General features: G+C 54.1%; 6 protein-coding genes. All 6 read right to left on the reverse strand.

Annotated elements, in window-relative coordinates; genetic code table 11:
• Positions 1 to 126 precede the first annotated feature (126 nt).
• A complete protein-coding gene (locus KQJ23_RS10115; protein ID WP_216478703.1) occupies positions 127 to 7,383 on the reverse strand; it encodes a helicase-related protein in 7,257 nt (2,418 codons plus the stop codon).
• A gap of 12 nt (positions 7,384 to 7,395) precedes the next feature.
• Entirely contained in the window at positions 7,396 to 7,662 is a 267-nt protein-coding gene (locus KQJ23_RS10120) for a helix-turn-helix domain-containing protein (protein ID WP_216478704.1), read from the reverse strand.
• Between the two features lie 9 nt (positions 7,663 to 7,671).
• Positions 7,672 to 8,157, reverse strand: a complete 486-nt coding sequence (locus KQJ23_RS10125) for a hypothetical protein (protein WP_216478705.1) — start codon at positions 8,155 to 8,157, stop codon at positions 7,672 to 7,674.
• A gap of 24 nt (positions 8,158 to 8,181) precedes the next feature.
• On the reverse strand, positions 8,182 to 12,015 hold the full coding sequence (locus KQJ23_RS10130) for a DUF5704 domain-containing protein (protein WP_249529648.1): 3,834 nt from the start codon (positions 12,013 to 12,015) through the stop codon (positions 8,182 to 8,184).
• A complete protein-coding gene (locus KQJ23_RS10135) occupies positions 12,008 to 13,123 on the reverse strand; it encodes a copper amine oxidase N-terminal domain-containing protein (RefSeq protein ID WP_249529649.1) in 1,116 nt (371 codons plus the stop codon). Before KQJ23_RS10135 ends, KQJ23_RS10130 begins: the two co-directional genes overlap by 8 nt.
• Positions 13,124 to 13,266: 143 nt before the next feature.
• Positions 13,267 to 13,887, reverse strand: coding sequence for a WxL domain-containing protein (locus KQJ23_RS10140; RefSeq protein WP_216478706.1), 621 nt, complete (start codon positions 13,885 to 13,887; stop codon positions 13,267 to 13,269).
• Positions 13,888 to 13,944: the final 57 nt, after the last annotated feature.

Here is a 13,944-nt window from a genome sequence, read left to right on the forward strand (position 1 = left end):
GCACTCCCTCCCCTAACCCAACATACCTGATTCGGGCGGAGCGCGCGAACGTGCCATTTAAGCGGGCAATGGATTAATCCATTAAGAAAGCTTCGCGCCTCGTGTAATCTTGCTATGTCTGCTCTGTTAGCGCTCCTGTCGGTTCATTTTCCTCCTCCCACTCTGCTCCGGTTCCTCGTCAGCCACGATTGTCTCTATGGGCTCGTTCTCTGGCTTATCCATATTCAGCAGTACATTCAGCTCCGCCAACCGTGCCGTCTTCTCCTGCAACTCCTGCTCCTGCTTAAAGGGCGCTGCAATCTCAGCCTTCGCCGTTTCCATCTGTTTAAGAAGCGTGGCCATTTGATCGTGGCAGTAAGCAAGCTTCTCCGGCAGCGCAATAAGCACATTGTTCAGACGAGTCAAATTGCCGCTGGCGTCGGCTCCAAGTGAAACGCTATGCCCCAATGCGCCGCGCAGAGTTGCTTTATATTCCTTGTTGAAGCTGTCAAATGAAAGCCACAGCGAAAAGCCTTGGTAATGGCCGACCTCCTGCGGATCGGGTGAAGTCATTCCCTTGCAGGCTTCCAGCAGCGCAGCACCTGCCGATGCGCGTTCATTATACGCAAAGTCCTTGATCGTCATTCCGGCAAAGGGCACTTCATCGCCGTCTATTTTTCCTGCATCCTGATGCTCATACATAGCCACATCCTGCATATACCCCACAATTCGTTCCTCCGTGGACTTGATTTGCTGCGGCAGCAGCTTGAGCAGCCGATCCTCCAACGCATAACGCTGACTCAGATGATTACCCTTGAGCAGCTTGAGCTTGGACACCTGAATGTCCAAATCCATCTTCTCTTTGATATACGGATTACCTGTCGCCAGCGCCTTGACTTCGGCATAGGAGAGCGCCGCTTCATCGATGTCTTCCGCAGAGCGAACCGGCGACTTGCTCGTCATAATTTGCGAGATAAAGCGCTGTTTGTTTTCAAGCGTCTGATACAGGTATGCATCGAAGGTGTTTTCCGTCACATATCGGTAGATATAGGCTTCACTATTTTGGTTGCCTTGACGAATCACCCGACCCAAACGCTGCTCCAAATCTCGCGGGCGCCACGGGCAGTCAAGGTCATGAATGGCCACCAGCTTCGTTTGCACATTCGTACCGGCTCCCATTTTGAACGTCGATCCCAGCAAAACGCGAACCTGACCCGTCCGTACCTTGCCAAAGAGCTCCTTCTTCTGCGTATCCGTATTAGCGTCGTGAATGTAGGCGATCTCCGTCGCCGGGACATCTTTCTCCAGCAATTTGCGCTTGATCTCATCATAGACATTAAACGTTCCATCCGTCTTCGGGGTGGACAAATCGCAAAAGACCAGTTGCGTGAGCCGCTGCTGCTGCCCCTCCTGCCAATGCCGGTAAATGTTATTTGCGCAGGCGCTAATCTTACTGCCCTCGTCATCCGGCAGTAGTGGATTAGCCAGCCGCTGATCGAGCGCCAGCTTGCGCCCGTCATTCGTAATGAGCAGCATATTGTCCTCGTGCGGCTCAACCGCCTTGGCCCGTACCTGCTCCGCACGGCGGGCAAGATCGGCAACCATATCGCGCTGAAACTCACTCGGTGGGACAGCCACATTATGAAAATGCGCCTTCGGGACCGGGAGCTGGAGCATATCTGCAGTCTGGATGTCGGCCACTTCCTTGAACATGCTCATCAGCTCAGGCAAGTTATAAAAGCGTGCAAAGCGCGTTTTCGCCTGATAGCCTGTTCCTGCCGGAGCCAGTTCAATTGCCGTGACGGTTTCGCCAAACGTGGATGCCCAGGAATCAAAATGCTGCAACCCATGCTTTTTCAGGCTCTCGTATTGCAAATAACGCTGCATCGTATACAATTCCGTATTGGAGTTAGAGATCGGCGTTCCCGTTGCAAAGATGATGCCACGCCCACCGGTCAGCTCGTCCAGATAGCGACACTTCATGAACATGTCCGATGACTTCTGTGCTTCGGTTTGCGACAGCCCGGCAACATTGCGCATTTTCGTGTATAGGAACAGGTTCTTGTACGAATCCGCCTCGTCCACGAACAGCCGATCCACGCCTAATTCCTCAAACGTCACCACATCGTCCTTACGGCTTGTGTCGTTCAACTTCTCCAGCTTGACCTGCAACGTCTTCTTCGTCTTCTCCATTTGCTTGATCGCATATCGCTCGCCCTTGGCTTCCTTTAATTCCCGAATGCCGCTGGTGATCTCGTAGATCTGCTCCTCCAGTTGCTGCCGTTGTCGCTCCATGGAAATTGGAATCTTCTCAAATTGCGAATGACCGATAACGATTGCATCGTAGTCTCCAGTGGCAATGCGGGCACAAAACGTTTTGCGGTTTTTCGTCTCAAAATCCTTTTTTGTTGTCACCAACACATTGGCGGAAGGGTAAAGCTGCAAAAACTCCGCCGCCCACTGCTCAATCAAATGGTTCGGGACAACGAACATGCTCTTGTTGCACAAGCCCAAATGCTTACTCTCCATTGCAGCGGCGGTCATCGCGAACGTTTTGCCCGCGCCGACGCAATGGGCAAATAGTGTATTGCCGCCATAGAGTCCACGGGCAACCGCATTCACCTGATGCTGCCGAAGCCGAATTTCCGGATTCATCCCGGTAAAGCGAATATGGCTACCGTCGTACTCTCGCGGACGAATCGAATTGAACCGGTCATTGTAGAGGCGTGTCAGCCGTTCGCGACGCTGCGGATCTCGCCACAGCCATTCGCCAAACGCCTCCTTCATTAGCTCCTGCTTTTGCTGGGCAATCGCTGTGTCCTTTCGGTTCAGCACCCGTTTTTCCACGCCGTTTTCTATTACCGTATCAAAAATGCGTACATCCCGCAGGTTGAGCGTATCCTCCAGAATTTTGTAGCCGTTGATTCGTTCGGTTCCATAGGTGACGTTAGCCTTGATGTTGTTGCTACGATCGTCGTTTTTGCCCCGTACGTTCCATGCCGCTGTATAATCGGAATAGAACACCTGAATGGTAGGCCGGAACATCGGAGGCGTATCCAGAAGCTCGAACATAAAATCGCGAATGACCTCGGAAGGCAGCCAGGTCGCCCCCAGCCGGACATCGATCTCGGATGCGGTCAAATCAGGCGGCTGAACCGCTGCCAGCGCGATTACGTTTTCGGCATATCGTTCAGGGTCATGGGCTGCGAATGACATGGCGACACGCAGCTTGTCACGGACATGTCCGGATAAATAAGCGTCCGCCGTCTCATAGATCGGCTCCCCCCACTCATCCATTTGCTCGGGATTGGGAAAGATGACACCGCGCAAGTCCTGCACCAGCTTATTCACAGGAATTCCGCTCAACTCGCTCATATAGACCAAATCTACCCGAGCCTTGACACCGATGGATACCGCCAATGCTTCGGAGGGGGTATCCACTCGCTCTACCAGCGACCGCTGCCGAATGGTACGTTTCGTAAACATGTCTGCCTTGCGCAGCATGCGCCCTTCATCGTCAAGGATTTCCAGCGAGCAGAGCAGGAAGTAGGCGCTGTCGTCTGAAAAGGCGAGACTGTTGGCGCGGCTATTGATCAGCCCATACTGTGCCGCAAAGCGATCATACTGCACCGTCAGCTTGCGCTGCTGCTCGCGAATGGCTTCCTCACTGTAATCCTCGGTCTGATATTCAATCAGGTCGCGCACCGTGTCGCGCAGTTGAATTAGCCCCTTGATGCGTCCCGTTGCTGTAGCAGAGGCTTCGACCGGATGCATTTGGCTGTTTTGTCGGAAATAGACCTTTCCTTCCACCAGTGCAAAGCTGAAATTGCGCACATTCGGATCGGCAGGCAAGGAGGCCTCCGCTTCCTCCGGCTGCTCCTCGCGTTCCCCCTCTACCCATTCGGCGTGAATGTTGGCCAGCGCCTCCCGCAGTAGCTCATCAAGCGGCGCATCCGGGTATGGCCGGCACGTCGTTTCCTCGCGATTGCCATACATTTTGTCATCAAACGCCATTATGCCTAGCACCATATCTGGCAGGGCGGCAAAGTAGGCGTTTATCGGCACACCCTCCGGCGTCTCATCCAGCGCAAGCCACGGCTCGCTTTGCTCATTAACCGTCACCATGCGATTTCGTTTTTGCAAAAAGAGAATGTCTGCAGTCACTTCCGTTCCGGCATTCGCCAGAAAAGCGTTGCTCGGCAGGCGCACCGCCCCAAGCAAAGCCGCCCGTTCCGCAATATACCGGCGCACCGCCGGATTTTGCTTGTCCATCGTACCCTTGGAGGTAATGAAGGCGATGATCCCACCCGGCCGCACCTTGTCGAGCGTCTTGGCAAAAAAGTAATCGTGGATCAGCAGCTTGTGCTTGTCGTATTTTTTATCTGCCACACCGTAGCCGCCAAACGGCACATTGCCTACCGCCAGGTCAAAGAAGCTGTCCGGTAGATTCGTCCGCTCATATCCGCTGATCGCAATCGATGCCTGCGGATACAACTGCTTTGCGATACGTCCGGTCAAGCTGTCCAATTCCACGCCAAACAGCCGCGAATCCTGAAACGATTCCGGCACCAGACCAAAAAAATGACCAATCCCGCAGGAAGGCTCCAATATATTGCCACGCCGAAATCCCATTTGCTCCAGGCACTCGTACATTGCCTGAATCACGATAGGAGATGTATAGTGGGCGTTCAACGTTGAAGCGCGGGCAGACGTAAACTCTTCCGGGGTTAGCAATGCTTGCAGCTCGGCATATTCCGCAGCCCATTGGCTGTTGGCATCATCGAAGGCCTGCGGAATGCCGCCCCAGCCGACATAGTGCGCCAGCACCGCTTGCTCCTCCGCATTCGCTTGGCGCTGCTCCTCCTCCAACTGCAGGAGCAACCGGATCGCTTCCACGTTGCGGCGGAACTTTGTTTTTGCGCCGCCATGTCCCAACGCAACATCCACAATACGGTAATTGCTTGCAGGTTGGCTTGGGCGAGAGATGGCCTCGGAAGCAGGCGTAATTAGACTTTCGTTCAATTCACTCTTTGATGGTACAGCTTGTGCTGGCAGCTCTCTTGCAAGCTCCGGCTCCTCCGCCTGCTCATCCGTATCCTCGCTCTCCCACAACACAGCTTCAGCCTCGGAGACCGGTTCATCAGTCATCAAATGATCGTTCAGCGGGTTGTCGCGCAGCATGTGCTCCAACTCGCTGCGGCTCATTTCCTTTGAAAACAATGGAAACTGCTTATCCTGCAACCATACCTTTTGTGGTTCCAACTGAGCGATTTCATATTCATCCGCTCCGATAAAGACCGAGTTGCCTTCGGCATACGCAAAGCGTAGGTTCTTCCGGTCGCGCGGCGGGGCATCTGGCGGTGGAGGCAAGGTTGGCCCCATAATCATGGAGCGCTGTTCTCGCATCTCGGCCTCGCGCTGCCTTCGCTGTTCCTCTTGTTGCTCGGCGTAGGCAGGCAGTTGCTCCGCCTCACGGCGGTTCAAATAGCGACCAGCCGCCAGCAGCTCACCGATTCGCTTTTGCACCTTTATCCAGGGCAGCACCAGTTTGTCTTCCTGAGCTACTCGGAACCCACGCTCTAACGCAATGCCCTTACTATCGTGATGTTCATGAATATTCGTACCGATCAAGACCGGGACGCGACCACCCGTCCCATATTCCCTTTTCAGAAACTCGGCATTGTCCTGCGCCGACAGCGATTGCTGAAAATGAAGGGTAATCCGCAGCTTGCCATTTTCAAAGCCGCTACCGTTTTGCAGCACGGCATCGATGACCGCCTGTGGCCAGATAAAAGTGGACGCTTGAGCCTCCGCCGCGTCCTCCAGCCACATCGTCTGTTGCGCAGCAGGCAACTGCAGCGACTGATCCCATTCCTTCAGCAGCAGCATACTGTGAATATGATCGGCAATGACGCCCCAATCGTAGAAGCCTTGCGCCATCCGGCTGTCTGATCTGCCCGTCCAGATATGCAGTACATTTTGATACGGCTCCACACCAAGCCAGGTATCCGGCTCCAGTTCCAGCTCCGTTATCCCTTGCGGAAACAGGCTTCTCACATAAAGTGCATGTTCACGAGCATCATCGCTGCTTTCAAAAAAAGCTGCGACCTCCGCCATGCTCTCCATGAGCGGCGTAGTTCGCAGCATATCGTTGATCTGATCACTGTCATGAAAAAACGGAAGACGATTGTCCTCCGTTCTTCGGTCATGCCATTTTAGCGGTACACCAGATCCGTCAGGATCAGTTCCTCCGCCTGTTGCTTCAGATTGTTCAAGTGGCCCGTCCAGCCCAGCGGATCGGTCGCCTTGTCCGGTGTCGGGTGCTGTTCCAGCAAACCTTTCATCGTTTGCTTGATCTGCTCCTTCGCCGTCCGGTCGATCTCCGCCAGATGTATGTGCAGTTTCTCCGAGAGCATCAGGTGGGCGTAGGTGCCCTTGCGCTCGGTTTTCAGAAATTTCTTGCGTAGCATCCCGTATTTCCCGATGCTCATGGACTCCGGCTGTGCCAGATCCGGCAGCAGATAATCCCCATTCTGTGTGTAGGTCAGCTCCATGCTCCATCATCCCTTCGCGTGAATTAGCTTCATTGTGCAGCAACGGCTCTGACCTTGCAACGGTGCGGATGGTATCCTGAGACTGACTACGCAGGTTGTCTCGGCGCTGTGCCCGAACGGTGGACTCTATCTCCCGCAGAATCGTTTCTGCCACATCGCTGATCGCCGCGCCCAAATGCGAAAGGACCGGCAGGGTATTAAAATACCCGACACCAGACAAGTCCTCCATACTGATGTAAGAAGACGGCTCCTGTCCGCAGCGAACCATCGCCATGTAAGCCACGGCATGCTGCGCGGCTTCCCGGAACAGCAGCTCCACATGTGATACATACAGTTCTTCGAGCAGGCTGTTATCTCGTTCGGCCAGGAGCATCCGCACGTAATCAGTGCTATGATCCTCCATAGCGTTCCGCGCCGCTGTGAGCAGGGAGCCAGGAAGCTCCATACCCGGCTCCTGTTCGTATCCAAAGGCGTTCTCCAGCGTTTCAAGGACAGCCTCCGTATCCGAATCATCCATTCGCCAAAGCGGCACGGCTTGAGACTGGCGGCTTTGCGTGTCCGACACGTCAAACACATGGCGTAGCCCCAGGCTGCTGCCCCGATCCTCAATCAGCGCAATGCCCTTCGCGCCGCGCCTGACCCAGCGGTTCAGCTTTTGGTTCCAGACCTCAATCGGGGCACAGGCGGTGGCATCGGGACGCTGCGCGTAGATCAGCAATTGATCCTGAAACGGATACTTGTAGTTCCATGCGGCGGTGCGCAAAAACTCGGCCCATTGTCCAGTATCGTTCACCAACGCCTGCGAGGTACGTGCAGACACCTCGACCATGCGCTGCAGCTTGGCGGTCATGGGTACACCTCCTTACCGGATCGTAATTTTGTTGGTCAATCGAATACCTTCCTCGGAATAGCGCGAGGTGAGCTGAATCAATCCGTTTTGCTCCAGTCGATGCAAATTGCGGCGGACAGCAGAGGTCGAAAGTCCGACCTCTGCCGCGAGACGCCGGGAAGACAGCCATATCGTGCCGCCTCTCCCGCCCGCGAAATCCAGCAGATAACTGTACAGCAGCTTAGCTGCCGGGGGAAGCGTAGCCTCCGCCAGCAGCCGGTAACGAGTTAGATCATTCATGGCGTCCTCCTATCGCTGCGGCTCCGTCTTTTTCTTCTGCGCAGCAGGCGCGGAAGGAGCTTGCCGCTGCTGCTCGGCCACACGCTCCGGCCGGGCGTAGCAATACAAGTAAAAGTTGTAATCTCCGGCAAAGGGAAAACAGCGCAAATAGTAGCGATGCTCCTGCGTCTCCATGCGAAAGCCGTATACGTCCGTGCTCCGCGCCCCGGCAATGCGCGCCTCCGGGTGTTTGCTGCAAAAGCGAAGCATATGCTGACGGCTTTTCAGCACGTCCTGATCGCCTATTGCCTGAAAAACCTTGCCTAATTCGTCCTTGAATGCTGGCGTTTCAAAGGGGGAGTTCCGCGGAAACCAGGTCACCCAAAACTCCTCGCCAGAGCGCCCGAAATCCCCGCGCAGATGGCCGATACAGGAGCTCCCCAACCCATTTTCAGCCGGACCCGAGTAAAAGTAATCCGCCTCCTCGGGAGCGGCGCTTTGCAGCTTCTCAAACATGTTCATTCCTCCCGATTGGTGAAATCAGTGGGTGCCGCCCGCTCCGAAATCGTCATAGCTTGACAGATCGGCATGATAAAACGCTACGTCGCCATCCAGCAAGGAAAACCTTGCGCCATACGGATCGACAAAGCTGCGGCCAAAGCCCTCCATTTGCCACTGATTGTTCAATGGCGCATTTTTGTATTGCAAGTGAGGCTGGCTGGTGTTCCGGTTTCGAATCGTCTCGATGTTAAAATTGACGATCAGATAGCCATCGCGCAGGAAAATTGGAGACTGGTTATCCAACTTGTGCTTACGTCCGTATTCGGCCACATTAAAACCCGCAGGCACCGCATACGGTGCAGCAGGTAAGCTATATTCCCCGCGCCAAAGCTGAACGGCCGCATTCGCTCGCGCCGTATCAACGCCGTTTGGCACCTGCATGCTGCCAATGAAGGTACGAAGCTGCTGCGGCAGCAACACGCCGTCATAACCGCCAACGTAAATCTTCTTTTGCGCCACATCTTTTAAAAACTGCTGCACATACGTGGTCTGATTACCCGTAGCACCACTTAGCCTCCAGAGGGAATTGGCGGTATTCGTTAGTTCTTGCTGCGGGACATTACGTAGCCGGGTATCCAGCGTCACCAGCCGCTGCTCCGTGTCCTCCGCAGAGCCAATGCGAATAAACCGTTTGTTGCCTGAGTGATAATACAAGTCCACCGGCTGGCGGTTCTGCCCTTTTTTGTCCACGAAATAGAAGGTTGGCGTAATTAGGATGCCGTCTCCTGCAGCAAACATATTGCCAAGCGTCTTGACCTCATATTTGAAATGATAGCCTGTCTTTATCGCGACGTTCTTCTTACCAATCTCCGGGTGGCTGCCCGGACGAATGGGCAGCAAGTACGGAGCTGTGTTGCCCCGCGCTGCACCGTCAATCCCCTTCGAGCCCACCCAATAGCTGTTGCCGGTTGACGTGGCGCTACCCTTTGTCGTGCGGAACACGGTCTCCCACTGGTAGTCCGCAATATCGGTGATGCGGAAATCAAATAAACGGCCGATCACCTCGACCGGTACTACCTGCGTCGCCACATGATGGTTGACATCGAGATTGGCATTCGTCTGCGAGGTAAACGAAGCTGGGCTGTTTTCGGCAAAGGAGCGGAACAGCACATCATAATTTCCCTCGTCTACCCAAACGGGCAAATATAACGTTGTCTGTAGCTGGCCGACCGAGATCGACGTCCAGGTATCCTTCGGAATCAGCGTGGTTCGGTCGGCCTTGTACACATCGAAGGGGAAACGCACTTGCTTGTCCCGAATGTACTTTGCATAATCCCGGTTGCCATAGCCCGTTATTTCTCGGTGCTGTCCGCTGGTCGGGATAGTTACTGTAAAGGGTCGATTCAAAATGAGTACCGACCGACCGGAGGTCGGCACCGTCTTCTGGTTATGCGCATGATCGTCGGAGACGGTGGCCCGATTCACAACCGGCGTATGCACAGTTACCGGATTGATGCCGGAAATCGGGAAGGCTTGATTGCTGCCGCCGCCAATACCCTTAATCAGCGCATAGGAGAGCGTTCCGCTGCTTGGTTGCGCAGCCTTGTTACTTTTGCCCGAATCAATGACAAACCCGCTGCCGTACAGCACGTTTTGCCCAATCATCGGCGCAGCGGGAATAATGCTCGGGGCGGGAGCCGCTTCTTCAGTTATGCGGTTGTCCATGATGGTCTGTCCGTTAAAGACAAGCGAATCGTTTCTCACCTTGATCTTCCCGACCGCCTGCTCCGCCTCCGATTTCCAGTTCTCGGTTGGCACTGACGGGCGGCTGGAGCCGCCGTTCAGTGATTGGCCGGGTAAGGTCACATTGCGGTACACCGGATCGGTCACATGCGACGAGACGGATGCCTCATGGCTAGCTGAGACTGTGGGTGCTGTGTAGCCGCTTGGTTGCAGCGTTACCTTGCCACCCGGCAACGCATAGTTGGCTACCTCGGCCCGCTGCAAGCCGTATACCTCCAGCCGGTCGATGAGCCAGTAGCTATACTTGCGCTCCACCGTGTAGTTCTGGGTAACGGTTTGCGTATCTGAACGCGATACCGGTACGGTTGTCGGGTTGCCCTCGCTGTCCGGCGGGCCGGGGACATACTCCGTCCAGGACAGCGAATACGTGCGACTGACCGTAATCGGATACGTTTTCGTTCCTTTTATCTCCGTAAACTGATTCCGGTACAAATAGGCTTTCGCACTCGCGTTCACGTACAGGCTTTCCGAGGTAGGGATACCCTTGCTCACATCAAAGCGTTCCGCGCCGCGCGCATCCGCCTTGATCACCGCCGATGCCGATGCGTCCATGTCCTCGCGCTGCTGCTCGGAGCCGGTTTGCGGAGGCTCGCCGCCGCGATTGATCAGTACAGTATGATCGGCGGTCGAGTCGCCCGTCTGGTTGTCCTTATCCGTTACCACGACTGTAATTTTAACGGTGACTTGATCGCTGCTGCCAAGCGGAATGCGAATCGGCAGAGACTTGCTAGCTGTTGTGCCGCTCAGTGTGCCGGTTTGGTGGTTGGCATTGACCAATTGTGCGTTTTCGATACTCGTAATCCGGTACGATGCAAGTTGGCTTGGCGACTTGGCTTCAAACGTAAAATCGCCCGTCACTGCCGTTTCCGTGGAAGCTGCCTGCCCTGGCGCGTCGATGCGGGAGGTCACCGTAACGGGCGAAGGCACCTTGTAGATGCCGACAAAGTTGGAGCCGCTCGGACCGACCAGAATGGATCTCTCTCGCAGCTTACTGTCGCTTTTTTCCTGAATGAACAGCTTCTCTGACGGATTGCTGTTGCTCGTAATATAGGAGCGGATGATTTCATATGTTTGCCCGCCCTTGGTGATCGTCGCCTCAAAGTTATGCTTCGCCTCTGCTCCTGCCGCGAACTCTCCCTTATCCACCTCCTGCAGCACTGTACCATCTTCCTTCTGGTAGATGGCCTTCACTGGACTCGCGGCTTCCTCATACTCGGCAATCGCATCCGATCCGCCCAGTGCGACTGTGAAGCTGCGAATACGAACTTTATCGTTAGTTTCGGGATCTTCCTGCAACCACTTCTTCTGCGTTGTATCCTGCTTGGGAGACAAGTAGGAGCGGACAATCCGATATGTTTTTCCGCCATCGGTCAAGGTTGCCGGAAACTCATGGTCAATCGTTTCCCCGATTTTGTATTTGCCCTTCAAAAACGTAACGTCTGACTTTTGAATGATCCGGCCATTGACGGTTTTAGCAACGACATCCACCGGAAAGTCTGCGCTGCGATAAGGAATGTGAAGGCCGAAATAGTCATCTAAATCATCAGGAACCCGCCAGCCCTCGGCTTGCTTGATACCCGCCAGCGTGTAGAACGGGCCCTTGCGAACCGAACCGTCCCCGTTGATGGAAACCATGACCGCATAGAAATATAAATTGTCATTGTCCTGAATACCGTCCATGCCTGCCGCCCATAATCGCTGTGTGACTACCGATTCCGTTACCTCATAAAACCCCGTTAAAGGTTGGCCTGGGATTGGCGGGTTTGGGTTTTGTCCTGTCTGCACGATTTCATCGTTGGAAAAAATGGCATGCTGTTTGGTTCTCGGATCAGCGCACAGTTTCCCTGATGCCGTTTGTGAACAGAACTGTTCTCTACTCACAACCCAGCCAACGGTCCGATAGCGAATAGAAGTGCTGGCTGCCGTGCTGGTAATCTTAAATTGTACGATCCCATCTCGTATCGTAATGTCGGGTGCTGCATGCGATGGCGAAATCTCGAAAAAAGAGAATAAAAAAATGCACGCCATAAGCGTGCATACCAATCGTGTGAATTTTCTCGTCCTATTCATCTTTTTCAGCCGCCTTCACAAACATATAGTTGGAGAAAAGACTGGCTGTTGGAGAGACTTTTAATGTGCTACCCCAATCCCCACCAACATTGGTACTCATCTGAATGTCAGTATACCCTTCATACCATGCTCCTTTTTCAAATCGGAGATCGTTCGGGAACCATTGATCATATAGCAGACGTTCCGATTTATCATAATCAACAAAGCGTACCCTGAAATGTGCGCGAATATGATCGGAGCCAAAACCATCATAGAAGCTCATGCTTGGTTCGGGATCAAGGTAGCCCTCAATACGAATATGATTTTCTTTCACCCAACTCACATATTCACGAATGCGCCGCAGCTCTCCATCCGAGTTCTGCATCTTGGTCGCGAAAAGTGCTTGTGCCCACGAATCGTCAATTGTCCGATAATCCACATTCAGCCAGAGACTCCCAAACGTCTTAATACGGGTCATCCAAATATCCTTGTTTTGCTTACTATATTCTGCTTGGCCTGCAACAGTAGCGGCCACCTTATATCTTTCCTCATGATGATAAGGATACACCATTTCATACATCGCGTTCGAAACATCCGCCAGAATATAAGGATAGTCCGCTGCATTTTTCGGGAGATTGGTCGTGCGAATTAGCCTCCCCCACGGATCGGTCTTGCCATTCAGTTGTTCCGTTGAGGTCAAAAAAACCGTATTCGTTTTACTGTCCCACTCCACCGCCACGCCAAGGATTTCGCTGACAAATCGCAACGGAACAAAGGTGCGGCCGCCTTGCATTACTGCTTGGGTATCAAAGGCCACTTCTTCGTCATTGACCGTTGCGATATTGCTGCCAATGGTTAAGCGGATGCTTTGTTTATCCTTCTGAATCGGAACCGACCTGCTCTCCGCTTCCCAGCCAACCTTTGCACCGAGCGCCTCCGCGACAAACCGCACCGGCACCAACGTCCGCTGGTTCTCGTCGATGAACGCCTGCGCATCGGGAAACCACAGCTTCATGCCGTCCATCACGACCGTGACAAACGTTGGCGGCTTGGACGCCGCACTCGCAGTAAGAACAAACCCATTCACCAGCACGGTCATGATCAGCACCAGTAACATTCGTTTTTTCAACCGCTTCACTCCTTAAATCAGAATGGTCCGTATGGAAAAACTTTCTTGTCCCTTTATGATAGGGGATACCGCTGGCGCCTGTCTACCTTACAAATGGGAAAGCGGCTCCCATTCTTAATGAAGAAATGGGAGCCGCGCCTTGCTTACACGCCCGAGCCGAGGGTGAAGGTCAACGTCGCCGTATAGGTAGTCGCAACCGTGCCGACCACATCATTCACCTCATACTTGCTGGAGCCGCTGCTTACCGAAGCCACCGTAACGGTTTTCGGCACTGCGAGCGAATAAGAAACGCCTGCCGTATACTCGCCCATGCCGTAGCCCGGCGCTGCCTGGATCAGCTTGAGCGGCGTGGCAGACAGCGTGCCGTTATAGGCCAGCGGCCCATGGGTCGGATCGACGGATTGGCCGCTCAAGGAAATAACCGGTGTACCGACAATGACAGAAACAGCGCTGGCCGGAATTTTGACGGTATACGTGCCCGAGGTCGTAGGATCAGGCAAGGAGCCGCTCACAAAATCGGTGGACGAAACGGATACCGACCAGCCTGCACCGCTGCCGCGGCTGTCGCGAACGGTAATTCCATTGGAGGCCGTCGAAATCTGATTCGCGGTTATGTCCAGCGTTACCGCGCTGAAGGAAATGGTAGTCTGCGACGATTGATTTGTCCCTGCAATGATGGACACCGTTTCGGCATGGACGGCGGCAGGAAGCAGAAGTGCGGTTGCCAGGGCAAGGGGAAGTAGCTTGCGAATGAAGTTGAACATGGATTATTTCTCCTTTACAAATGATTTAATCTATATGAACACGCTGTGCCTGGGCGC

Origin of the sequence: Paenibacillus brevis (genome assembly GCF_018919145.1) — a bacterium.
Classification (GTDB): domain Bacteria; phylum Bacillota; class Bacilli; order Paenibacillales; family Paenibacillaceae; genus Fontibacillus; species Fontibacillus brevis.

Coding starts and splice junctions, on each gene's coding strand:
- KQJ23_RS10115 (WP_216478703.1), bottom strand. CDS start 7,383: ATGACCGCCAAGCTGCAGCGCATGGTCGAGGTGTCTGCACGTACCTCG.
- KQJ23_RS10125 (WP_216478705.1), bottom strand. CDS start 8,157: ATGTTTGAGAAGCTGCAAAGCGCCGCTCCCGAGGAGGCGGATTACTTT.
- KQJ23_RS10120 (WP_216478704.1), bottom strand. CDS start 7,662: ATGAATGATCTAACTCGTTACCGGCTGCTGGCGGAGGCTACGCTTCCC.
- KQJ23_RS10140 (WP_216478706.1), bottom strand. CDS start 13,887: ATGTTCAACTTCATTCGCAAGCTACTTCCCCTTGCCCTGGCAACCGCA.
- KQJ23_RS10130 (WP_249529648.1), bottom strand. CDS start 12,015: ATGAATAGGACGAGAAAATTCACACGATTGGTATGCACGCTTATGGCG.